The 21,744-nt window shown below is 39.5% G+C and carries 23 protein-coding genes; 7 read left to right on the top strand and 16 right to left on the bottom strand.

Annotated elements, in window-relative coordinates:
• Window positions 1-8: 8 nt before the first annotated feature.
• Complete coding sequence (locus ACTTKV_RS02600; RefSeq protein WP_442549102.1) at window positions 9-746, bottom strand: NAD+ synthase; 738 nt, start codon at window positions 744-746, stop codon at window positions 9-11.
• Window positions 747-867: 121 nt separating this feature from the next.
• Between ACTTKV_RS02600 and ACTTKV_RS02605 the strand changes: the two genes are divergently transcribed.
• Window positions 868-1,470, top strand: a complete 603-nt coding sequence (locus ACTTKV_RS02605; RefSeq protein ID WP_442549103.1) for an MBL fold metallo-hydrolase — start codon at window positions 868-870, stop codon at window positions 1,468-1,470.
• A 145-nt stretch (window positions 1,471-1,615) separates the two neighbouring features.
• On the opposite strand, the gene ACTTKV_RS02610 is transcribed toward ACTTKV_RS02605, so the two are convergent.
• The 4 genes from ACTTKV_RS02610 to ACTTKV_RS02625 all read right to left on the bottom strand — a co-directional run bounded on the left by ACTTKV_RS02610 (window position 1,616) and on the right by ACTTKV_RS02625 (window position 4,701).
• Window positions 1,616-2,860: a major outer membrane protein gene (locus ACTTKV_RS02610; protein WP_442549104.1), complete on the bottom strand. Its 1,245-nt coding sequence runs from the start codon at window positions 2,858-2,860 to the stop codon at window positions 1,616-1,618.
• Window positions 2,861-3,120: 260 nt separating this feature from the next.
• Window positions 3,121-3,654, bottom strand: coding sequence for a PaaI family thioesterase (locus ACTTKV_RS02615; protein ID WP_442549105.1), 534 nt, complete (start codon window positions 3,652-3,654; stop codon window positions 3,121-3,123).
• An 8-nt stretch (window positions 3,655-3,662) separates the two neighbouring features.
• Window positions 3,663-4,532 carry a tRNA 5-methoxyuridine(34)/uridine 5-oxyacetic acid(34) synthase CmoB gene (gene cmoB / locus ACTTKV_RS02620; protein ID WP_442549143.1) on the bottom strand — a complete coding sequence of 290 codons (870 nt, stop codon included), beginning with the start codon at window positions 4,530-4,532 and terminating at the stop codon, window positions 3,663-3,665.
• Window position 4,533: 1 nt separating this feature from the next.
• Complete coding sequence (locus tag ACTTKV_RS02625; protein WP_002942642.1) at window positions 4,534-4,701, bottom strand: hypothetical protein; 168 nt, start codon at window positions 4,699-4,701, stop codon at window positions 4,534-4,536.
• 91 nt (window positions 4,702-4,792) lie between these two features.
• Between ACTTKV_RS02625 and ACTTKV_RS02630 the strand changes: the two genes are divergently transcribed.
• From ACTTKV_RS02630 to ACTTKV_RS02645, 4 genes are read left to right on the top strand one after another with little or no spacing between them, the layout of a single operon-like run.
• Window positions 4,793-5,872, top strand: coding sequence for a transglutaminase domain-containing protein (locus tag ACTTKV_RS02630; protein ID WP_442549106.1), 1,080 nt, complete (start codon window positions 4,793-4,795; stop codon window positions 5,870-5,872).
• A complete protein-coding gene (locus tag ACTTKV_RS02635; RefSeq protein ID WP_442549107.1) occupies window positions 5,869-6,192 on the top strand; it encodes an aryl sulfotransferase in 324 nt (107 codons plus the stop codon). The genes ACTTKV_RS02630 and ACTTKV_RS02635 overlap by 4 nt, the downstream gene beginning before the upstream one ends.
• On the top strand, window positions 6,185-6,442 hold the full coding sequence (locus ACTTKV_RS02640; protein WP_442549108.1) for a heavy-metal-associated domain-containing protein: 258 nt from the start codon (window positions 6,185-6,187) through the stop codon (window positions 6,440-6,442). The genes ACTTKV_RS02635 and ACTTKV_RS02640 overlap by 8 nt, the downstream gene beginning before the upstream one ends.
• A gap of 16 nt (window positions 6,443-6,458) precedes the next feature.
• Window positions 6,459-7,748, top strand: a complete 1,290-nt coding sequence (locus ACTTKV_RS02645) for a M28 family peptidase (protein WP_442549109.1) — start codon at window positions 6,459-6,461, stop codon at window positions 7,746-7,748.
• Between the two features lie 87 nt (window positions 7,749-7,835).
• Here ACTTKV_RS02645 and ACTTKV_RS02650 read toward each other — a convergent pair whose 3' ends face one another.
• From ACTTKV_RS02650 to ACTTKV_RS02680, 7 genes are read right to left on the bottom strand one after another with little or no spacing between them, the layout of a single operon-like run.
• A complete protein-coding gene (locus tag ACTTKV_RS02650; protein ID WP_442549110.1) occupies window positions 7,836-9,113 on the bottom strand; it encodes a dihydroorotase in 1,278 nt (425 codons plus the stop codon).
• 2 nt (window positions 9,114-9,115) lie between these two features.
• Complete coding sequence (locus ACTTKV_RS02655; protein WP_442549111.1) at window positions 9,116-10,045, bottom strand: aspartate carbamoyltransferase catalytic subunit; 930 nt, start codon at window positions 10,043-10,045, stop codon at window positions 9,116-9,118.
• 17 nt (window positions 10,046-10,062) lie between these two features.
• Window positions 10,063-10,473 (bottom strand): tetratricopeptide repeat protein, encoded by a 411-nt coding sequence (locus ACTTKV_RS02660; protein WP_442549112.1) that lies wholly within the window; start codon window positions 10,471-10,473, stop codon window positions 10,063-10,065.
• A gap of 9 nt (window positions 10,474-10,482) precedes the next feature.
• Window positions 10,483-10,710 carry a hypothetical protein gene (locus ACTTKV_RS02665; protein ID WP_442549113.1) on the bottom strand — a complete coding sequence of 76 codons (228 nt, stop codon included), beginning with the start codon at window positions 10,708-10,710 and terminating at the stop codon, window positions 10,483-10,485.
• Window positions 10,707-11,732, bottom strand: a complete 1,026-nt coding sequence (locus tag ACTTKV_RS02670; RefSeq protein ID WP_442549114.1) for a DHH family phosphoesterase — start codon at window positions 11,730-11,732, stop codon at window positions 10,707-10,709. The genes ACTTKV_RS02665 and ACTTKV_RS02670 overlap by 4 nt, the downstream gene beginning before the upstream one ends.
• A gap of 9 nt (window positions 11,733-11,741) precedes the next feature.
• The gene (gene flhA / locus ACTTKV_RS02675; protein WP_442549115.1) at window positions 11,742-13,937 is read right to left on the bottom strand and encodes a flagellar biosynthesis protein FlhA; all 2,196 of its coding nucleotides are present in this window, start codon (window positions 13,935-13,937) and stop codon (window positions 11,742-11,744) included.
• A 2-nt stretch (window positions 13,938-13,939) separates the two neighbouring features.
• Window positions 13,940-14,344, bottom strand: coding sequence for an Rrf2 family transcriptional regulator (locus ACTTKV_RS02680; RefSeq protein WP_442549116.1), 405 nt, complete (start codon window positions 14,342-14,344; stop codon window positions 13,940-13,942).
• Window positions 14,345-14,491: 147 nt separating this feature from the next.
• Between ACTTKV_RS02680 and rpsO the strand changes: the two genes are divergently transcribed.
• Window positions 14,492-14,764 carry a 30S ribosomal protein S15 gene (rpsO, locus tag ACTTKV_RS02685; protein WP_004317763.1) on the top strand — a complete coding sequence of 91 codons (273 nt, stop codon included), beginning with the start codon at window positions 14,492-14,494 and terminating at the stop codon, window positions 14,762-14,764.
• A gap of 408 nt (window positions 14,765-15,172) precedes the next feature.
• A complete protein-coding gene (locus ACTTKV_RS02690; protein WP_442549117.1) occupies window positions 15,173-17,452 on the top strand; it encodes a molybdopterin oxidoreductase family protein in 2,280 nt (759 codons plus the stop codon).
• Window positions 17,453-17,515: 63 nt separating this feature from the next.
• Here the strand turns inward: ACTTKV_RS02690 and cmoA are convergent, their stop codons facing one another.
• The 4 genes from cmoA to ligA are packed head-to-tail and all read right to left on the bottom strand — an operon-like array spanning window position 17,516 to window position 21,737.
• Window positions 17,516-18,220 carry a carboxy-S-adenosyl-L-methionine synthase CmoA gene (gene cmoA / locus ACTTKV_RS02695; RefSeq protein WP_442549144.1) on the bottom strand — a complete coding sequence of 235 codons (705 nt, stop codon included), beginning with the start codon at window positions 18,218-18,220 and terminating at the stop codon, window positions 17,516-17,518.
• An 11-nt stretch (window positions 18,221-18,231) separates the two neighbouring features.
• Entirely contained in the window at window positions 18,232-19,125 is an 894-nt protein-coding gene (locus ACTTKV_RS02700; protein WP_442549118.1) for a bifunctional riboflavin kinase/FAD synthetase, read from the bottom strand.
• Window positions 19,091-19,804 (bottom strand): 23S rRNA (cytidine-2'-O)-methyltransferase TlyA, encoded by a 714-nt coding sequence (gene tlyA / locus ACTTKV_RS02705; RefSeq protein WP_442549119.1) that lies wholly within the window; start codon window positions 19,802-19,804, stop codon window positions 19,091-19,093. Before tlyA ends, ACTTKV_RS02700 begins: the two co-directional genes overlap by 35 nt.
• Entirely contained in the window at window positions 19,794-21,737 is a 1,944-nt protein-coding gene (gene ligA, locus ACTTKV_RS02710; RefSeq protein WP_442549120.1) for an NAD-dependent DNA ligase LigA, read from the bottom strand. Before ligA ends, tlyA begins: the two co-directional genes overlap by 11 nt.
• Window positions 21,738-21,744: the final 7 nt, after the last annotated feature.

The following is a 21,744-nucleotide window of genomic DNA, read 5'->3' on the forward strand; positions in this document are numbered from 1 at the left end:
TTTATCCTTTAAATTTTCACTATCAACGGCATTTGTCGTTTAAACCTGTTTGAAACAACTCTATTTTCTATATCCAAGACCGCTTTTAATCCAAAACTTTTGATGACTTGCTCCTTGTTATTTTCTAAATTTTGTAAAATTTCATCGATAACAGCGTAACTGTAACCTATGTCACCCTCGTCGCTTTGTCCGTCCCACAAATCTGCTGAAGGTGCCTTATTTATAAAATTTTTATCAAGCCCAAGATATTTTGCAAATTCAAATATTTCACTTTTATAAAGCTCGCCGATAGGATTTATCGCACATGCCAAATCCCCAAATATCGTGCCATATCCGAGCATAAGCTCACTTTTGTTGCTTGTGCCTATAACTAGAGCATTTATGCTAGATGAATAATCATAAAGCAGACTCATTCTAACTCTAGCTGCCAAATTCCCTTTTCTTAAATTGCTTAAATTTGCATCTATCGTCTTATAAAAAGCATTTAAAATATCGTCAATGGCTAAAACCTTATATTTTATGTTTAATTCTTCACATAAATTTAAGGCATCATCCATATTTTCTTTACTTGATGATACTGTTGGCATAATGAGCGCGTAAGTCTCATCTGGTTTTGCTCTAGCACACAAAGTCGCTACCACAGCAGAATCAATACCACCACTTACACCGAGTAATAACTTCTTACCTTTAGTTTTATCTTTTAAGCTAAAAGCTAAAGTTTCTTCGATCTTTTGATACTCCTTCATTGTCCCTTTGCCTAAATTTGCTTCCTTTTTGTAAAAATTATACTAAGTCAATTTAAAATTTTTCTTTAAGTTTAAGTAAAAAGATGTAAAAATTTTGAAAATGATAAATTTAAGGCAACAAATGAGAGTATTGCATAAAAGTTTTGGGGATTTTGGTACTAATTGTTATATTGTTACAAAAAATGGTTCAAGTTTAGTGATAGATCCAGGAGATGGGGCAAAAGAGTGGGTTTTACAGCATGCCACAAATTTAAAAGCCATCCTTTGTACTCATGGGCATTTTGATCACATTTTTGATGCGGGCGAGCTAAAGAATGAGCTAAAAATTCCGGTTTACATTAATAAATTTGACGCTTTTATGTGTGAGAATGATATTTTTGGCTATATGAAAAGTGTATTTAAGCCAGATGTTTTAGTTAATAACGATGAAAATTTCCAGATTGATGATTTTTGCATTAAATTTCACCACTTTCCAGGACATACGCCAGGTTGCTCGATGATAGAGATAGATGACGTGATGTTTAGCGGAGATTTCTTATTTAAAGGCAGCATAGGGCGCTGGGATTTTCCATTTTCAGATAAAAATGAAATGCTCAAAAGCCTAGAAAAATGCAAACTGATTGAGGGCGACTTTACGCTTTACCCAGGACACGGCGAAAGTAGTATGCTAAAGAGCGAGCAAGACAATATTAATTATTGGATAGGTATTGTTAAAAACAGCTAGAGTCATATGCCACAAGATAAACTTTATTTATTAGAAAAATTTGAGTTTACCAAATCTTTACTACTTATTTGTATTTGGGATTATTAAATATTAAAGGATTAAATTTAAAGAGAGTCCGAGCGAAAACTCGCTCGGGTGAAAGTTTTTAGAAGCTATATTTTGCTTCAAATCTTATACGATCTTGTTGGAATTTAACATCGTCTTTTTTATCTTTAGCAAATGCATACCAAGATAGGAATGTAAGTTTTTTGCTGTATTTGTAACTAGCATCAACATGCCATTCATCTCTTTTTGCTCTATCTTCGTTAAGTGCAAAGCTGTGACCTTTACCTTTAGTATATCCCGCACCAAAGCCAAATTTATCTATATCATATCCAGCTTTAACAAACCAGTAGTCGTTATTGCCTTTGATGTTATTGTAGAATTGTTTGCTACTGCTCATTGCACCGTTTAGGATCTTAGCTGGATTGATTAGCTCACCATTTGCATCAAGAGTTACAAATGAGATTTTGCTACTATTTTCAGCATCGCTAGCTTTATTTTTAGCATCAAAGTCTAAATAACCTGCATTGAATTTAAGACCAAAAGCTTTAATACCAGCTTGAAGTGCCCAGAAATCTGCATTAGCTACTTTTTTATGATCTGAATCATTGTGAACATATTGAGCTTTACCATTAATGCTTAGATCGTCATTTATATTAAAATCTGCACCAATGCCTGCACCATAAAGTGTAGCTACTTCTTGAACATTTGCTATAGCTACTTTAAACGCTACTGGATCATAGCTACCAGCTGCGCCTAAATAGTAGATATTGCCAGGAGCATCATTAAATGAACCTGTAAGTGTAGTTAGGAATGGGCCATCAATTTCATTGCCATCATTTTGTACTGCATCAAATGCACCAGCTGTCAAAGTAAGACCTTGAATGTCAGTATTTACTACTTTAAGACCTGTTCCAACGATATCTTTATCATCATAGAATGTACCCAGTTTTTGTTTACCAGCTGTAACAGTAGTATTATCAGCCTTATATCCTAGATACATCTCATATACGCCAAATGTTCCAGTTGTATTTGTTTTGTCTGTGCCATCTTTAATATTATCACCTGAAATATCTTTAGCTTGATATCTTAAGTGTAAAACACCAAAGAAGTTATCGTCAATAGCAGCTTTAAATGCTGTTTGCATTCTAAATACATGACCAGCATCACTGCTTTTTACTTTGCTAGCTGCACTTGAGGTTTTAAGATGATCGTTTGTATAGCGATATCTTGCAAATCCTGAAAGATCTACATTTTTTATAGCTTCCTCAAGTGGTGTAGCATTTGCAACGCTTGAAAATGCACCTAAAGCAACCAAAGCAGCTAAGCTAACTTTTGTAAGTTTCATCTAAATCTCCTTTTGATAAAAGTTTAGAAAGGATATTAACACACAAAATTAATTTTTTAGCTTAAATTTTACTAAATTTTTAAAAATTTGTTACTAATCGTTTACTAAATTAGGATAATAAGATAAATTATATCTTGTTGCAAAAGGTAACTGTTAAAACAAAAATAGCATGATTTTCGAATAAATAACAAGAAAACCTTAAACTATAAAACAATAGAAAAAGAACCTAGTTTATTATCATTACTTTAGATATGACATTTCTAGCCATTTGCTTTGGCTTCTTCTTGCTCTCTTTTTCGTCTAATAGCGGCTTCTTTTTGGATATTTTTTTGCTGTGCTAAAAAGATATGCTCTTCTAGCGTCACTAGCTGAAACACGCCTTCAAAAATTTTTATCTCTTTAACGTAGCCAATCACTTTGACTTCTTTTTTTCTACTCTCTTCAAATCTCGCTTGTGCATCAAATTCGATCATATCACCAAGTTTAAGTGGTCCAAAAAAGCTTATCCTAGCGCCAATACTAACGCAAAATTCTTCATTTATGGCTAAAAGTGCAGCGTGATTTGCCCCCATAAAAACAAACCCACTATGAATAAGCCCCTCGGCATCGCACACCATATCAGCTGTAGTAAAAAATCTAGTCTTTGCATGGTTTTTCTCAAGCAAAAATGCCGTTCCGCTAAAATTTAGCTTTGCAAGTGGAGCAGTTTTTATCTCATTTCTTAATGGGTTTTCATCTTCTGGTAAGATTATTTGCGACTCATCTTTTACATCATAGATATTTTCTTCTGCCATTTTTATCCTTAAATTTTAACTCTAACATATGCTCTTTTTGGTGCTGGGTAGCCCTCGATTGTTTTTGTGCTGTCATTTGGGTCTAAGAAATTTCCAAGACTCTCACCATCTATCCACTGCGTTTTTCGCTGCTCATTTAGATCAGTAGCCTTCGTATCAAGCAAGGTAAAATCCCTAAATTTAGCCCTCTCGCACCAGTTTTGTAAGGCTGAGAGAGTCGGTACAAAGTAGATATTTGGAATTTTTGAATACCTATCTTTTGGGCTCAGCACAAAATCACCCTCCATGTCAATATACATAGTATCCAAAAATAGCTCACCGCCAGGATTCAAAGCCATTTTTAGCTCTTTTAGCATTTTAATAGGATCACTTCTGTGATATATCACTCCAAGACAAAAAATCGTATCAAATTTAGCTCCATACTCAGGCAAGCTCTCAACACCAAGAAGCTCATAAGCGATATTTGAGCGGATAAATTTGTTTAAAAATTTAAACTGCAAAAATGTATGCACGCTAGGATCAAAGCCGGTTATGCTTTTTGGACCGTATTCAAGCATTTTAAACATATAATATCCATTGTTGCAACCAACATCAGCCACGCTTTTACCAGCTAAATTTAGATGAGGGGCTAAGATATTAAATTTGATAAAACTTTGCCACTCGCTATCTATATATATATCATCAATTTCAAATGGTCCTTTTCGCCAAGGCTGTAGGCTAAGAGCAAGATCATAAATTTCATCTTTTCTAGCTTGATGTAAATTCTTAAATTTCACATTTACACTATCTTTTAACTCGAGCTCGCAATCAAAATTTGATAAATTTTCTATCCTATTAAAAATTTGCTTTTGCTGCTCATTAAATTTACTAAGATTCACGCTATTTCCAGTCGACGATGTTGTGCGGACACTCTTTTTGGTAGGTGCCAGTCGCGTCATAATACTCTTTACAGTCATTATAATATTGAGTCGAAACTCCGCGCTCATTCATGTAAAGACAACCGTTGCAAAATAACGCTATAAAGCCTAAAAATATAATCTTTTTCATGTGGCGGATTTTATCATAAATAAAATTTTTATGCTAGAATAGCAGGCAGTTTTAGAGCCAAGTTTGGCTAATATTAAACAAAAGGCATCTCATGCAAAGAAGAGATTTTTTTAAATTTGGCGGTCTTTTAGGTGCAGCTAGTCTGCTTCCAAATGTTAGTTTAGCTAGCGATGAGCCAGCAAGCCCAGTAGTTAGAAATTTTGATGTAAATTTTAAACACCAGCTACTTGAGAAGGGCAAAAACTCAAAAATTTGGTTACCGCTTCCGATAAACACAACCTACCAACACCTAACACAAGACTATGTCATAAACACAACTGCTAAAAATGTTTATATCTCAGATACGCTTATACCAACGATGTATGCTGATTTTGAAGAAAATGAGCCAAGACCTGTTTTAAATGTGCAGTTTAAAATCCAAACAACAGAGCGAAATACTAACTTTAGCAAAGTGAATTTCGATCCAAACGAGAAGGTAGATCCTGCGATTTTAGAGTATCTAAAGCCAACCTCACACATTCCAACCGATGGCGTCGTAAGAGCAAAAGCGCTAGAGATCGTTGGAAATTTAAAGGGCGATTTGGAGCGTGCAAAGGCCATTTATACATGGGTTGCAAACACTATGCAGCGTGACAATAGCATCCTAGGATGTGGCACAGGCGACGTTAGAGCGATACTAGAAAGCGGAAAACTAGTGGGCAAATGCACCGACATAAACTCTGTTTTTGTGGGACTTTGCAGATCAGTTGGTATCCCTGCTAGAGAAATTTTTGGCATTAGGGTTGGTCAGTCTAGATTTTCAGATCAGATGGGTAGCGCAAAAGAAGGCGTCGCTAAAATTTCAGGCGGACAACACTGCAGGGCTGAATTTTACCTAAAAGGCTATGGTTGGATACCTGTTGATCCAGCTGATGTTACAAAAGTAAGACTAGGAGAGAAATTAACAAACGACGACGCTAAGATCGTAGCTGTTAGGGACTATTGCTTTGGCAACTGGGAGATGTGCTGGATAGGCTTTAACTACGGACGCGACTTTATCTTAAAGCCAGAGCCTGAGCAAACTCCGCTAAATAACTTCGGTTACCCATACGCTGAAGTTGATGGCAACACACAAAACTACTATTCACCAAAAGAATTTAGCTACGACTACGTCTCAACAGAGCTAAAATGAAAGCCTTTTGGCTGATACTCACATCCATAGGTAGCGCTATCGGTGCTACCTTGTGCTGCTTGCCAGCACTTCTTTTTTTGCTTTTTGGCACATCTTTTTCATTTCTATCTTGGACACAAAATTTATACGAGTACCGCACTATTTTAAGCGTTGTGGCTGTCATTTGTTTTGTGATTTCAGGAATTAGTCTATTTTACAAGCCAAAAAGCTGCAACCTAAGCTATAAAAAGAAAAAATGGATACTTATATATATACTTTTTGGAGTGATTTTGCTTTTACTCCTTACATATCCAGAGCTTTTAGGAGAAATTTATGCGTAAAATTTTAGTTTTAGCCATTTTAATAGTAGCAAGCTATGCTGATAAAAAGATAGAAATTTCCGTACCTAGCATGCACTGTCCGCTTTGCACTGCGATAGTAAGAAAGGCCGCACTTAGCGTTGAGGGCGTGAAAAAGGCGGATGTATCGTTAAAGGAGCGAAAAGCTGCCATCATAGCAGATGATAATGTCGATGAAAAAGAGCTTTTAAAGGCGGTCGATGCGACTGGTTATAAGGGCGAGATAAAATAAATTTATGGAGGCAAATATGTCAAAGAGTGAAATTTTAACAAAATTTGAAACGCTTGCAGCGATACCGCACTGTAGTTATAATACTGACAAGATGCGTGATTTTCTAGCTAGTTATGCAAAAGATAAGGGCTGTGAGGTCGTTGTCGATAGTTTTGGAAACATCCACGCATTTAAAGGCAAACCAAAAATTTGCTTGCAAAGCCACTATGATATGGTCTGCATGGGTGATGCTCCAAAGATCGAGATAGTTTACGGCGATGATGGCTACATGAGGGCCAAAAACTCATCTCTTGGTGCAGATAACGGCATCGGCGTAGCTATAATGATGCAGATGATAAGCGAATTTGACGACATTGAGTGCCTATTTACAAATAACGAAGAAGTTGGCATGGTTGGGGCTGCTGGCTTTAGCGGTGATCTAAAAGCCGATAAGCTTTTAAATTTAGACAGCGAAGAGGACGACCGCGTCACTATCGGCTGTGCTGGCGGTATAAATTTATTTGCCACTATCGCGCTAGATAGTAAAAAAACAAAAGAGAGTACGCTTTATGAAGTAAAAGTAAGCGGCCTGCCAGGTGGACACTCTGGCAATGAGATACATAAAAATATCCCAAATGCGATCAAGGTTTTGGCCACATTTGTGACTAAAAATGGTTGCAAACTAGTGAAATTTGAAGGTGGAGAGCGAAGCAACTCTATCCCAAGTAGCGCAACTGCGCTAGTTTTAAGCGACAAAGAGCTAAAGAGCGAGTGTGAGAATTTAAGCGTGAAAAAGCTTGGCACGGGAGATGAAATTTTAGAAAATGGCGAGAAAATTTTAGCTCTTATTAACTCATTTTCTCAAGGCGTAAGAGCCTACAACTGCGAGCTAGGCATACCACAAGATAGTGTCAATCTCTCACTTGCAAAGATCAAAGATGACGGCACGCTTGAAGTGGAATTTTTTGCAAGATCAATGAGTAAAGATGGACTAAATAGAATGGAATTTGAAATTTCTGAGCTTGCAAAAGCAGTTGGTTTTAGCGTTATCAGCAAAGACAGAAACCCAGCTTGGAAGCCTATAAACGATAAATTTGCAAACGATATCTTAGAAGAGCTTAAAATTTATAAGCCAGAAGCTAGGATTACAGCCGTTCACGCAGGTCTTGAGTGTGGAGTGCTTTTGGAGAAAAAAGCAGGTCTTAGTGCTTGTTCTATTGGACCAAACATCTACTCACCGCACTCAACAAGAGAACACTGCGAAGTCGCCTCTGCGCTTTTTATCGAAAAAGTTGTTCGCGGTATCGTTAAAAAATATAACTCATAATCCAAACCAAAATTTGCTAGAAATTTCTAGCAAATTTTGACTTTTTCAGATTTAAAATTTGCCCGTCAAAACGAGCAAATTTATATATTATTTTCCAAACTCATAAACGATCTTGCCACTTTTTATCGTCGTAGTCGCTGCGCCTTTTAGTTTTTTACCAAAGAGTGGAGAGTTTATTGATTTTGAGCGGTTTATCTTTTCATCATAAACGTACTCGATCTCAGGGTCTATCACCGCAATATCAGCCAGCATGCCCTCTGCGAGCTTACCTTTGTCTTTTAAATTTAGCATTTTAGCCGCATTTGTAGAGGTTAGCTCAACCATTCGCTCCAAGCTTATGACGCCTTCATTTACGAGCTTTAAAGTAAGCGGTACAAGAGTTTGAAGTCCGATGATACCAAATGGCGCCTTGTCAAATTCCACTATCTTTTCGTCTGTATGGTGCGGCGCATGATCGGTTGCGATAACGTCTATAAGACCCCTTTTTAGCGCCTCTCTTACCGCTTTTACATCGCTTATCTCACGAAGCGGTGGTGACATTTTAAAATTTGTATCATAGGCATTTTTCAAAATTTCATCGTCACTAAAGCTAAAGTGGTGAGGTGTGGCCTCACAAGTGATGTTTATGCCCTCTTTTTTGCCCATTTCGATGATCTTTAGCGAGTACTCCGAGCTTACGTGAGCGATGTGAATGTGCGCTTTAGTAAGCTTTGCTAGTAGCATGTCACGACTCACTGCGATTTCCTCTTTCTCTCTCGCCATTCCACGAAGTCCAAGTATGGCTGAGACTTTACCCTCGTGCATGACGCCCTGTCTGCAAAGCGAGCAGTCCTCTGAGTGGCTTATACAAAAGCTACCAAACATACTTGAGTACTCAAGTGCCGCTCTCATCACGCTTGAGCTAGTTACTGGTAGACCATCGTCACTAAATGCAACTGCTCCAGCCTCTATAAGATCGCCCATTTCAACGATCTCGTTGCCGCCAAGTCCTTTACTGATGGCTGCAATTGGTAAAAGATCGATGAGTCCGCAGTTTTTAGCCTTTTCTATCATTGCTCTTGTGATAGAGGCGTTATCATTTACTGGATTTGTGTTTGCCATGCAAAGGCAGGTAGTCACTCCTCCAGCTACGGCTGCCCGTGATCCTGAGATGATGTCGTCTTTGTACTCATAGCCTGGATCTCGAAAGTGCACGTGCATGTCGATAAGTCCTGGCATGACGAGCTTATTTATCGCGTCTATGACTTTATCGGCGTCAAATTTCTCACTTCCTATTTTGGCTATTTTGCCGTTTTCTATTAGGATATTTGCCTTAAATTTCTCGTCGCTATTTACGATAGTGCCGTTAATTATTGCTATTTTCATCTTTAGCCCCTATTTTTTGCAAGCGTATTTAGTATCGCCATTCTTATAGCAACGCCGTTTTCTACTTGATTTAGTATGACCGAGTGCGTGCCGTCAGCCACATCTGAGTTTAGCTCTACGCCCCTATTTATCGGTCCTGGGTGTAGCACGATCGCATCAGGTTTAGCTAGCTTTATCCTATTTTTATTTAGTCCAAAAAATTTCGAGTACTCTCTCGAGCTTGGAAAAGCCACGTCCGCGCCACCACGCTCTAGCTGGATACGAAGCATGATGATGACGTCGCTACCCTCGCAAGCCTCCTCCATATTTTTGCAAATTTGAGACTCAAATACCTCAGCATCCTTTGGCATCATCATCTTTGGTGCAAAGAGCTTTAAATTTATACCAAATTTCTTCATCGCCCAGATGTCTGACCTTGCCACACGACTCCTAGCAATGTCGCCAATAATTGCCACGCTTAAATTTTTATCTAAAATTTTACCATGCTCTCTTAACGTAAAAAGATCAAGCAGGGCTTGGCTTGGATGCTCATTTGTGCCATCCCCTGCATTTACGACGCTAGCATCAGTTCTATCAGCTGCAAATTTTGCCGCTCCTGAGCTTGGGTGACGAAGCACGATGATGTCGCTTTTCATCGCAGCCATGTTATTCATCGTATCATTTAGGCTTTCGCCCTTTGTCACGCTCGAGCTTGATGAGCTGAAATTTATCGTATCAGCTCCAAGTCTCTTTGCAGCAATCTCAAAGGATGTCCTCGTTCTAGTCGAGTTCTCATAAAATGCGTTTATCGTGGTCTTGCCGCGAAGATAGTCATTTTTTTTCACTTGGCTTAAATTTAGCTCCTTAAACTCTTTCGCCGCCTCTAAAAAATATAAAATTTCTTCCTTGCTAAGCTCTCTAGTTCCCACCAAATCTTTATGTTTGTAGCTCATTTTAAGCCCTTTTAAATTTATTTTGCCACAAAGTCACAAGCTGGATTGTAGCCGTTATCACAAGCCTTTTTAAACAAAGCTTTTGCTTTTTCTTCGTTCTTTGCTTCATTTCCATCTTTATCTTTTATTAGGCCATAAGCGATCATTTCGCCTAGTTTTTCGCAAGCCATACCCTCGTTTTCGTCACACATTTTTGTAAAAATTTTCTCAGCCTGAACTCTATCTTTTGCTACGCCGTCACCGTTAAACAGCATGATCGCATTCATAGTGCATGCTTTTTTGATACCCTCGCCGCATGCTTTGTTAAAGTAAAGGTAGGCTTCATTGAAATTTTTCTTTGCATAAAGTTCATTTGCCTTATCCAAATTTTCACTCGCAAACCCATTTAGTGCAAAAACTGCCGCCGCTAAAACTAAAATTTTCTTCATATTTTCTCCTTATTTAAATAATTTTGAATGATGTTTTTTCATATACTCAACTATCTCTATGACCTCATCGCTTCCACTAGCATCAGAATTTTCCAACGCATCATCGATGCAATCGACATAAAGATTTGCTGCCTCTTCAAGTTTGTCTTTTTTTACTCCAGCATAGTAGAACATCGCTTCAAGCACCATACTAAGCTCGTAGCTAAGTTCTTCTACACTTACCTCTTCTTCTTTCATATATCCTCCTGTGTTTTTTTGGTTATTAGATCGATTATCTGGGCTTTAATCGGCTCATAACTAAAGCCATCTTTAAAATTTGTAAATAGCCCACCACTTGCATTAACATGCCCACCGCCGCCAACTAGGTGCTTTGCCATGGCACTAACGTCTAGCTTACCATTAGCACGAAAACTTAGCGTTTTTTTATTTGTCACATCGATAAAAAAGTCAAATTCAGGATTTGCTATCAAAAAGTCGTTGCCGATAACCGAAACATTTCCGATATTGTAGGTTAAAATACCTTTATGATCTTTATAGTTTATGCTAAATTTCTCTTTATTTTCACTAAGTTTTTTTACTACGTAGCTTGAGATAAGATTACTTAGCGTATCGTCTTTATCCTCTTTGAAAAATGTTTTTTTGATCGCGTGTATCTGCATATCAAGCCCGATATAGTCGTTTTTTTCGTTAAAAAATTTACTCGCTTCTTTTAGGACATGATCCATATATAGGTTATTTTCTTGCTCAAACATCACCTTGTTTATCTCTTTAGCGTTTGCAACAAGTCCCAAACAGACCTTGCCCATCTCAAAATTTTTATCATCTTTTAGCCAGATATCCACGGCATTTACGACGTCACTAAAAATTTCAAGCTCTTTATTTTTGCCAAAAATTCCTGCAAAAAAGTCGTAGGTGATCTTTGTAGCGCACCTTGAACTATCCAAAAAATACCATGGATAGGCACTCGCACACTCTGCACCACTTTGGTGATGATCAAGCAAAAATAGCTTTATATTTTTACCCTCTATCATCTCAGTAAAGCTCTCGCACTGAGCTAGAGTTAAATTTAGATCAGTAATCAAAATGATGTTTTTTTCATCGTTTGAAGCATCTATCTCAGCTAAAATTTGAGCAAATTTATCATCTATCTCTCTGCCATAATTTGAGTTTAAAAATTTCACATCTTTGAAGTAAAAATTTGTTATGTATTGCGCGCCGTATCCGTCAAGATCGGTGTGTGAAAGGTGATAAATTTTCATCTTTTTCCTTTATATATTTTCTATTTCTATGACGCCAACTGTTTCAAAAGGCGTATTTGCAGAGATCTCAGCAAAACTTAGCACCACTATGTCGATGGCAAAATTTGCACAGATATTTGCTATAAATTTGCGCAAGCTTGGCTCCACGCAAAGCACCATTTCACCGTGCTGGCTCATCGGACGCTTCTCTTTTTCACGCCTTAGAGCCTGCACGATAGACGATGTCTGAGCTACATTTATCATCAGGTGGTATGCGCCGTCTTTGTATTGCACTGCGTCCATGAGCTTTTGCTGGACCGCACTGTCTAAAATGTAAAAATTTAACTGTCCCTTTTCATCGACATAAAGCGAAGTGATAACACGTGAGAGTGCTGCACGAACATGTTCGATGATCATGTCTAAATTTTTACTAACCTCGGCGATATCACTAATGGCCTCAAGTATGCTAAGCAGGTCTTTGATTGGGATATTATCTTTAAGCAGCGTTTTTAAGACCTTTTGGATCAAATTTATAGGTGCGATTCTTAGCGTATCCTCTACCACAACTGGGTAATCGATCTTTAGCTTGTCGAGCAAATTTTGCGTCTCTTGGCGAGTTAGAAGCTCGGATGCGTTTTGCTTTATAAGCTCGCTCATATGCGTTGAGATGACGCTTGCAGGGTCAACTATCGTATAGCCACTAAGTATGGCGTCCTCTTTCACACTGGCATCGATCCAAAGTGCATCTAGTCCAAAAGCTGGCTCTTTTGTCGGAATCCCCTCGATATCCTCACTCACAAGACCGCTATCCATCGCTAGAAATTTATCCGCATAAATTTCGCCCTGTCCGATGATGATGCCCTTTAGCTTAAAGCGGTACTCGTTTGGCGGGAGTTGAAGGTTGTCGCGGATCCTTATCTTTGGCATCAAAAAGCCAAGACTTGAAGCGATATTTCGCCTCATAGCGCGAATTCTTTCAATGAGATCCACATCGGCTAGTTTTAGCAGTCCATATCCTAGGTCAAGCTCTAAAATTTCAAGCTTCAAGATATCATTTATCTTTGTCTCTTCTTCTCTTGCTATCTCTTCATCACTTTTCTTTGGAATCTTAGCGGCCGCACCACTTGTTGCACCAGCTCCTGCAGCACCAGGCACACCTGCTCCAGCCTTTTTAGAAGCAGCTTTGTCTTTTGTCGCAAGGTTTAAATTTAATCCACCATCTTTGGTCTGCTTGATGATGTAGCCAAGCCCCAAAAACAGTAATGCAATAAACCCAAGAGATAATGTCGGAAGTCCAGGAACAAGGGCAAACATGAATAGTATGAAGCCCACTATTAGTAAGGTTTTATAGTCCCCCAAGAGCTGATTTAGAGTGCCTTCAGCAAAGTCCTCATCATCCTTGCTAGCCCTTGTAATGATGATAGCAGTCGCTGTTGATGTGATAAGTCCTGGGATCTGGCTCACAAGGCCATCACCGATAGTTAGGATCGTATAGTACTGAGCCGATGTAGCCATATCAAGGTCATGTTGAAACGAGCCGATAGCAAAACCGCCGATGATGTTGATGATAGTTATGATGATGCCGGCTACGGCGTCACCTTTTATAAATTTAGACGAACCGTCCATGGCGCCGTAAAAATTTGCCTCGCCGATGATAGCCTGGCGTCTTTCGCGCGCTGTTTTTTCATCGATCAAACCTGCATTTAGGTCCGCGTCTATTGCCATTTGCTTACCTGGCATCGCATCAAGTGTAAAACGTGCTTGCACTTCACTTACACGAGTTGAACCTTTGGTTACGACCATAAAATTTATGAGCACCAGGATACAAAAGACGATGGTGCCGATGACAAAGTTGCCACCAACGACAAAATTTCCAAAGCTTGAGATGATCTCACTAACCGCTTCTGGGCCGTTATGCCCCTCGCTTAGGATCATACGTGTGGTTGCAATATTTAGTGACAAGCGAAATAATGTAACTATGAGAATAAGTGTCGGAAACGTACTAAGATCAGTTGGCTTTGGCACATAAATAGAGATCAAAATAATAAGCACTGAAATCGAGATCGAAAGCGCCAAAAAAAAGTCAAGAACAGCACTTGGAAGTGGGACAATGATAATAGCAAGGATGGCGACTATAATACCAACAATGCTAAGACTTTTGAACCTTAAAACCGGTGCAAGAAACGGTGCAACAAGCGTTAAAATGCTATTTTTTTGCTTTGCCAAGTCTACTTCTTAACGATGTCACTTAGTTTTATCGCATCAAGCATCTCGTCAATCTTGCCTTGAAGATCACTAAACATCGACCAAATTTGACAGCTTGATGCTTTGTTTGATGGGCAACAATCAGCCGAAGATGAGCATTCAAAGACATTAAGCTCACGTTTTTCAGCACATTCAATGATCTTTTTTATACTTAAATTTTCAGCATTGCCATTTAGAGAAAAACCGCCATTTGCTCCTTTAAATGACTTTAAAATTCCATCCTTTGCGAGATTTTGTAAAATTTTAGCCAAAAAACTTTTTGAAATTTTAAGCTCATTTGAAATCGTATCAACATCAACTGGTGATGATTTTTGAGATATTAAAATAAGTGAAAGTAGAGCGTATTCGCTTGCCTTTGTAAAAAGCATTTATCTTCCTTAAATTCTTTAAATAGCCATTATTCTATAAAATTTTTACTGCATTTTTCATTAATTTTTAAAAAGCGCCGTTTTATCTAATTTTATGTTTTAAATGCTATAATCGCTCTTCCAAAATTCACCAATCAGGAGGTCATTATGGCTTTGGATTCGGCTAAAAAAGCTCAAATAGTTGCGAAATTCGCTAGAAAAGAGGGAGATACAGGTTCTCCAGAAGTTCAAATAGCTCTTTTAACAGCTAGAATAACTGAACTTACAGAACACCTTAAAATTTTCAAAAAAGACTTTTCATCACGTTTAGGTCTTTTGAAACTAGTTGGTCAAAGAAAAAGACTTTTAAAGTATCTTAAAAATAAAGACTACACTACATATTCAAAACTAATCTCTGAGCTTGGCTTAAGAGATAAATAATCCTACGGAGAGTCCGGTGACTCTCCATTTAAATTCGTTTCCTTATGTTTTATTAATCTTGTTTTTTATTTTTTTATTTTCTTGCTAAATTTTTATTTTAAGTATTAATTTATATCTCTTTAATACTACTAATCTTTTTTAATAAGATTAAATTAAAATTAATTTTCTTGTTTTAGTTTAAATATCAATTTTAAGTATTTTATTATTTATTTACTAAAAATATTAAATTAATACAAATTTTATATTTGCCATAAAACCCTAAAATAAGCGATTTTTATAAATTTATTTAATATTAACTTAAAATATAAATTTATTTTTAATAATAAAGAATTTTTATTAAAGATTAAGAATTCGGCTAGTAATATTACTCATATAGAAATATGCAAATATTGCATAGTAAAGGAGAAAATGATGAAAGAAGGCAAAGTCATCTGTCCTTATTGTGGGACGGGCTGTCAGGTTACCTTGCATGTGGAAAATAACGTCGTTCGTGCCGCAACTGGCGTTGAAGACAATCCAATTAATCAAGGAAATTTATGCTTAAAAGGCTTTTACGGCTGGGACTATGTAGCAAGCCCGGATAGACTTACAAAACCACTCATCAGAAAGAAAAACGGTGTGTTTTCAAAAGATGGTGATTTTGAGGAAGCCAGCTGGGACGAAGCACTTGACCTTGTTGTAGAAAAAATGAAAGAAGCCAAACAGAAATACGGCCCTGACTCATTAGCAGGAAATTTCTCAGCACGCTGTACGCTTGAGGACAACTACGTCGCACAAAAGCTAATGCGCGCAGTTATAGGCACAAACAACGTAGACCACTGTGCTAGAATTTGACACGCTCCGACAGTAGCAGGACTTGCTAAAACAATCGGAAACGGAGCTGCCACAAATAGCTTTACAGAGATCGGAGTTTATAGTAACTGTATATTAATGATAGGCTCAAACCCAGAAAATGGCCACCCAATAGCAGCTATGCACATCCAAAGAGCACTAAACCGCGGCGCAAAACTGATCGTTATTGACCCTATCAAGACTGAGTTTGCAAGTAGAGCCGACATCCACTTGCAGCTAGAGCCCGAGCACAACATCCCTGTTATTAACGCACTTCTTTACACTATTATCAAAGAAGGCCTTGTAAATGAGGAATTTGTAAGAGATCACACAATAGGTATCGAGTACGTCAAAGAAGCCGTAAAAGACTATGCCCCAGAGGTTGTAGCCAAATACACAAGGCTAAATCCAGAGGAGATAAGAGCAGCTGCAAGAATGTACGCCACTACAAAACCAGCCGTCATCACTCACGGCATGGGTGTAACTCACTTCAACCACGGCGTTGGCGGAGTTTGCGACGTATCAAATTTATTCTTGATCACTGGTAACATCTGCGAGCTTGGCACAGGCGACTTGCCACTTAGAGGCCAAGAGAACGTTCAAGGCTGCTGCGACATGGGCGTACTACCAAACATCTTCCCAAATCTTGGCTCAGTAACCGACCCAGAGCAAAGAGCTTGGTTTGAGAAAATGTGGCACCTTGAGCCTGGATTTTTAAACTCAAAGATAGGCATCCACAAAACCGAAGTGCCTGATGCGATACTTGATGGCAGAGTGCATTTCTTTTGGACTATAGGCGAAAACCCAGTTATCTCTGAGCCAAATACAAATCACTTCTTAAAAGGCATTGCAAATGTTGATTTCTACGTGGTTCAAGACCTATTTTTGACTGAGACTGCACTAAAAGCTGACGTCGTACTTCCAGGTGTTGCAAGCAGCGAAAAAGAGGGCCTTTATACCAACGCAGAGCGCCGCGTACAGCACAACGAAGCGGTCATCACACCTCCAGGCGATGCTAGACAAGACTGGTGGATCGTTTGTGAGATCGCACGCCGTTTAGGCGCAACTGAGGGCTTTAACTACAACTCACCAGAAGAAATTTGGGAAGAAGTTCGAAAATGCGACCCAAGACGCTATGGTGGTATGAGCTACTACCGCATCAAAAAATATCACGGACTTCACTGGCCATGCCCAACAGAAGATAGCATGGGCGGTCAAAGCTTGTATCTTGATAAGAAATTTTTCACACCTGATGGCAAAGGTCGCTTTGTGCCATGCCTATTTGTGGGCAGTGCCGACGAGATCGAGATGGCAAAACTTGAATTTGCTAAGAAAATGAATATGTCGCCTGAGTATCCTATCATGGCTGGCTCAGTTGATGAGAAAACCGACGCTGAGTATCCGATACAGCTCCTAACCACTAGAAAGGTCTATCAATACACCGTTGGCACCATGACAAGGCGATCACGTGCGATCGAAGAAGGCGGCGACAGCATCGGACCTATCGCTGAGATGAGCCCGTCGCTTGCCGCAAGATACGGTATAAAGCAAGGCGATTTCATCAAAGCGTGGAGCAGACGCGGCTACATCGTAGTAAAAGCCGAGGTTACAGATATAGTGCCTGATGGTATCATACAGATGACTTTTCACTACTGGGAGAGCTCATGCAACGAGCTAACAAGCAGCGGCTGGGACTTCATCAGTAAGACTCCGACATTTAAGGCAGCAATTCAGATCAAGAAGATCGACGAAGAGGAATTTTTAAGAGTTCGCGAGCTAAAACGCGAGAAATTCCAAACTTCAAAGATCATCTACGATGACTTCCACCACCACGGAAACGCAGCGATAAATGAGTAAATTTAGTGGGGCCTCGTGCCTCACTTTTTACAAAAATAGTAGATATAAGTTTAAAAGAGTGTTTTACTTAAACGCTAAAAAGCTCATGAAATTTCCCCATTTAAATGTGCTCTCGACTCGTTTAAAGCCAGCATTTAGGGCCAAGTTTCTATTTTCTTCCTCGGTATATGGCACCAGCACATTTTCAAGTGCCTCTCTTTTTTGAGCGATCTCGTAGCGTGAGTAGCCTTGTGTTTGCTTGTAGTCTTCGTAAATTTCTATGACGCTTTTGGTGAGCTTTTTATCATCAAAAATGATCTTTTCACTAAACAAAAAAACTCCATTTTCATTTAGCCCATCATAAATTTTCTGCACCAAATTTGCTCTTTTTGGCGGCCTGATAAACTGCAAAGTATAGTTTGCCAAAACCGTGTCAAAGCCTGCCAGCTCGCACTCTGTGATGTCAGCTAGGATGAAATTTATACTAGCACCGTAAGCCTTTGCCTTGTTTTTAGCGTTTGCCAGCATCGCCTCAGAGTTATCCACGCCACTTAGCACTAGGTCGTTTCGTAGATTATTTAGCAAAAGCAAGCTATTTGCCGTCGAGCAGCCAAGGTCGCATACACTAGCATCTTTTGGCAAAATTTTAGCAAGTAGCTTTGCATTTAAATTTGAGCTCACGTCATAAAATGGCACCGAACGCGAAATCATATCGTCAAAAACACTCGCCACAAAGTCGTCAAACTCAAACTGCTTGCTTATGGGCTCTTTAAAAATTTCATCTCTCATCTTCTCATCTCTCATATTCCGGCTCCACTTCCATCAAAATACTTTATCGTCTCGTCACAGTATAAATCACACACACCGACACTCTTTCTAGCCTCGGCTATATCGCACTTTATTTGCTCTTTTAGCTCGCTTAAATTTGCAAATTTCTCATTATCTCTTATACGTTTTACAAAGCAAACTGCGACGTGTTTTGTCACTTTTGGTGCGACCTCATCTAAAATGTGTGTCTCAACGCTAAAATTTCCGTCCGTGCTAACTCTAATGCCGATAAAAGTGACCGAGCCGTAGGTATATGAACCCATTCTAGTTCTTGTAGCATAGACGCCCTCACGAGGCAAAAGATAGCTTTTGATGTCCAGATTTAGTGTGGCGACAAGCTCTTTTGCGCCAATGCCCTGTCCTTTTATCACATTGCCCTCGATCGAGTACTCTCTGCCTAGCAGTTTGTTTGCCTCTTTGATCTTGCCTTGCTTGATAAATTCCCTTATCGCCGAGCTGTGCACACCCATGCCATCGTAGCAAACCTCGTCTACAACGACCACTTCTCCATCAAAAATTCTCTCCAGATCGTACTTGTCCCAGGCTCTATTTCTGCCAAATCTAAAATCAAATCCAACAACGATCTTTTTTAAATTTTTAAAATCATGCTTTAAAAGCGCGATAAATTCCTCGCCACTAAGCCCTTTTATAGCGTCAAAATCATACAAAAAACATGGGTAGCTCGAGTACTCGGCTCGCTTTAGCTTTGGCGTGATGTTGGCTTTGTTTTTGTCAATGACGACAAGTCCGCCAAACTCACCTAGCTGCTTCAAAAGCTGTTTGTGTCCTCTGTGCACGCCGTCAAAATGCCCGATCGCAACGGCAGTAATATTATCTTTTGTTAAAAGCGTAGAAAAATTCGGCATTTCCCTCTTTCCCTTTTACCTCGCACTCTTTGCAAGTTATCATCTCAAATTTTAAATTTGCAGCCATCACTTCAAACTTCTTCATTGCTAAATTTATAGCTTTCATATCAGTGACGACACCTTTTTTATTTCGTTTTACACCAAGTCCGACCTCAAATTGTGGCTTAAAGAGTGTAATAATGAGCGAATTTGCACTTGCTAGCTCGCCTATGGCTGGTAAAATTTCGGCTAAAGAGATAAAGCTAACATCGCAGGTTATTAGATCAAATTTACCTTGCTCTTGCTTAGCAAACTCTCTGATATCGGTCTTTTCGTAAATTCTTACTCGCTCATCGCACCTTAGACTATCGTCAAGCTGATCAGTACCCACATCGACACCAGTCACACTCTTTACGCCTTGCTCAAGTAAAATTTGCATAAAACCGCCAGTTGAGCTACCTATATCAAGTGCGTTTTTGCCAGTTAGGTCAAATTTCATTGCTCTCAAAAAGCTTTTTAGCTTAAGCGCTCCTCGCCCAACGTAAATTTCATCAAGCAGTAAAATTTCAGCCTCGCCAACTTCGCTTGATACTTTAGTACAAATTTCTCCATCAAGCAGCACTTTGCCAGCCTTTATAAGCTCACTGGCCTTGTTTCTACTGATGTTTAAAACGCTTGCGACGTAGTTATCAAACCTCAAGTTTTAGCCTTTCATATTCGCTCTCGTTGATCACTTGCACGCCTAGCTCATTTGCTTTATCAAGCTTGCTGCCAGCCTCATCGCCTGCTAAGACGAAGTCAGTTTTTTTAGAAACTGAGCCTGAAACCTTTGCGCCAAAACTCTCAAGCTCCGCCTTTATCTCATCTCTTGGGCGACTTAGAGTGCCAGTTATTACCACCGTTTTACCACTTAGCGCATTTGAAATGCTTTGCGTCTGCGTCACGCTTGGCTGCACGATCTGGCTTAGGGCTAAAATTTCGTCCCTATTTACCTCGGCAAAGTCTATCAAGCTGTTTGCCATCTCCACGCCAAAGCCTTCAAGAGAGGTTAACTCCTCAAAGCTAGCATCAAGCCAGCCTAAGCCAAAGCTACTTGCTAGCTTTTTAGCCGCTACCTCGCCGATGTGCTCGCAACCAAGGCCAGTGATAAAGCGCGATAGCTCCTCACCCTTGCTAGCTTCGATAGCGTTTAAAAGGTTGTTTACCTTTTTCTCTTTAAAGCCCTCAAGCGCGATTAGATCATCAAATTTAAGGCCGTAAATGTCTTTTATGCAGGAAATTAGCCCCTTATCAAATAGCAAATTTACGATCGCCTCGCCAAGGCCGTCTATGTTTAGGCATTTTTTCGATGCGTAGTGGATGATAGAGCCAACTACTCTTGCCCTGCAGCTTAAATTTTGGCACTTTAAAAACACCCCTTCATCAAGCAGGTGCGAACCGCAAACTGGGCAAAATTTTGGCCTCTCTATCGCTTGCTCGCTGCCATCTCGCCTATCTTTATAAACCTTTGTGATCTTTGGTATCACGTCTCCTGAGCGGATGATGCCGATATAGTCGTTTTTCATCACTCCAAGGCGCTCTATTTCATCAAAGTTATGAAGGGTGGCTGATTTTACATTTGCGCCGTCTATATTTACCTCATCAAGCACGCCAACAGGTGTCACAACGCCGCTTCTGCCAACCTGAAGTGCCACGTCTCTTAGCCTTGTGACTTTTTCAATCGCTGGAAATTTAAACGCCACCATAAATTTTGGAAATTTAACCGTATAGCCTAGCTGCTCACAGCGTGCAAGGTCATTTACGCGTATCACCATACCATCCATCATCACGCTCTTTGAGTCACGATTTGCCAAGAGCTCGTTATATGCAGCCTCAAGCTCATCTTTTTTTAAAATTTTAAAAAACTCGTCTCTTTCAAAGCCAAGATCGCGCACAAATTTCATCACTTCACTGTGATTTTTTAGCCCAAGGCTCTGCTCGCCCACACCCCAAGGCACAAAAAGTAGCTTTCTTTTGGCAGTAACTGCACTATCAAGCTGCCTAAGACTTCCTGCAGCTGCGTTTCTAGGGTTTGAAAGCGGTGCCTCGCCAGATTTTGCGCGCTCTGCGTTTAACAGCTCAAAGTCCTCTTTTCTTATGACGACTTCGCCTCGAATTTCGATAAGTCCTTTGTAGCTAATGCTCTTTGGCACCGAGCTAATGGTCCTTGCATTTAGCGTCACATCCTCTCCTGTAACGCCGTCGCCTCTTGTTATCGCTCTTATCAAAAGACCATTTTCATAGAGTAAATTTAGGCTCGCTCCGTCAAATTTAGGCTCGGCTACAAAAGTTAAATTTTCTTTCTCGCCGCGTTTTAGCCACGCATCAAGCTCGCTAAGATCAAAGATATCTTCCATACTCCACATGCGTTTGATGTGATTAGCCTTACTAAAGCCCTCTTTTACGGCACTACCCACGCGTTTTGTAGGTGAAAATATAGAAATTTCGCTTGGATTTGCCTGCTCGAAGGCCAACACTGCGTGATAGAGCGCGTCATACTCCTCGTCGCTTGCAAGCGGCTCATCGTCGTCGTAGTAGGCCTTTGCCCATGTATTTAGCGTATCTACCGCTCGTTCGTACTCTTGTTTTGTCATTTTTGCT

Origin of the sequence: Campylobacter sp. (assembly GCF_052169515.1) — a bacterium.
Taxonomy (GTDB): domain Bacteria; phylum Campylobacterota; class Campylobacteria; order Campylobacterales; family Campylobacteraceae; genus Campylobacter_A.